1 protein-coding gene is annotated in these 1,532 nt (G+C 66.8%); it reads left to right on the forward strand.

The window, feature by feature from the left end; genetic code table 11:
- Positions 1-1,532 (forward strand): acyltransferase domain-containing protein (locus SZN_RS37035; RefSeq protein ID WP_007506491.1); only part of this gene is annotated, 1,532 nt, incomplete at both ends.

Genomic DNA, 1,532 nt, shown 5'->3' on the forward strand with positions numbered 1-1,532 from the left:
TGCTGTTGGTGGTGTGGTGCCGTGGGTGGTGTCGGCGCGGTCGGAGGGGGCGTTGGCGGATCAGGTGGGTCGGTTGGCGTCGTTCGTGGACGGGCGGCCTGGTGTGGGTGTGCTGGATGTGGGTGCGTCGTTGTTGGGGCGTGCGGGGTTGGCTCATCGGGTGGTGTTCGCGGGGCGTGATCTCGATGGGTTGAGGGCGGCGTTGTCGTCCGGTGTCGAGGGTGCGGCTTCGGCTGTGGGTGTGGTTGGTGTGGGTGATGGTCGGGTGGGGTTCCTGTTTGCGGGTCAGGGGTCTCAGCGGGTTGGTATGGGTGTGGAGTTGGCTGCTGCTTTCCCGGTGTTCGGTGGGGTGTGGCGGGAGGTGTGGTCGTTGTTGGGGTTGTCGCCGGATGAGGTGGCGGTGGAGCGGACGGGGTGGGCTCAGCCTGCGTTGTTTGCTTTTGAGGTGGCGTTGTTCCGGTTGGTGGAGTCGTGGGGTGTGCGGCCGGAGGTGGTGGCTGGTCATTCGGTGGGTGAGGTTGCTGCTGCTCATGTGGCGGGGGTGTTGTCGCTGGGTGATGCGGTGCGGTTGGTGGAGGCGCGTGGGCGGTTGATGGAGGGGTTGCCGGAGGGTGGGGTGATGGTTGCGGTTGGTGCTTCGGAGGCGGAGGTTGTGGGGGCGATCGCGGCGCATCCTCGGGGGGAGTGGGTGTCGGTGGCGGCGGTGAATGGTCCGTCGTCGGTGGTGGTGTCGGGTGTGCGGGGTGTGGTGGAGGAGGTTGTCGGGGGGTTTGTGGGGCGTGGTGTTCGGGTGCGGCGGTTGGGGGTGTCGCATGCGTTTCATTCGGTGTTGATGGAGCCGATGTTGGGTGAGTTCCGGGAGGTGTTGGAGTCTCTCGAGTTTGGTGTTGCGTCGGTTGATTTTGTGTCGTCGGTGGGGGGTGGTGGTGATGTCGGTTCGGTGGAGTACTGGTTGCGGCATGCGCGTGCTGAGGTGCGGTTTGCTGATGTGGTGGGGGAGTTGGGGGGTCGTGGGCTGACGGCTTTGGTGGAGGTGGGGCCGGATGCGACGTTGACGGGGATGGCGGGTCAGGTGCTGGCTGATCCGGGTGCTCCGGTGTTGGTGGCGTTGTGTCGTAAGGGTCGTGACGAGGCTGTGTCGGTGGTCGAGGGCATCGGCAGGGTGTGGGCGTGTGGTGTTGCGGTTGACTGGGCGTCGTTGTGTGGGGGTGGGCGGCGGGTTGATCTGCCGACGTATGCCTTCCAGCGCAGTCGTTACTGGCTTCCCAAGGTTCATGGGGCGGGTGACGCGGAGGGTCTCGGGCTCTCCAACACCGGGCATCCCCTCCTCGGCGCAGCCCTGCCCATGGCCGACGGGAGAGGGCTCGTGCTCACCGGTCTGGTGTCCCGTGCCTCCCATGCCTGGGTTGCTGATCATCAGGTCGGTGGTGTGGTGCTTCTGCCGGGGACGGCGTTCGTGGAGCTCGCGGTGCGGGCCGGGGACGAGGTCGGGTGCGGCCGGGTCGAGGAGCTGACGCTCCAGGCCCCCCTGA

The organism is Streptomyces zinciresistens K42 (assembly GCF_000225525.1).
Taxonomy (GTDB): Bacteria; Actinomycetota; Actinomycetes; order Streptomycetales; family Streptomycetaceae; genus Streptomyces; species Streptomyces zinciresistens.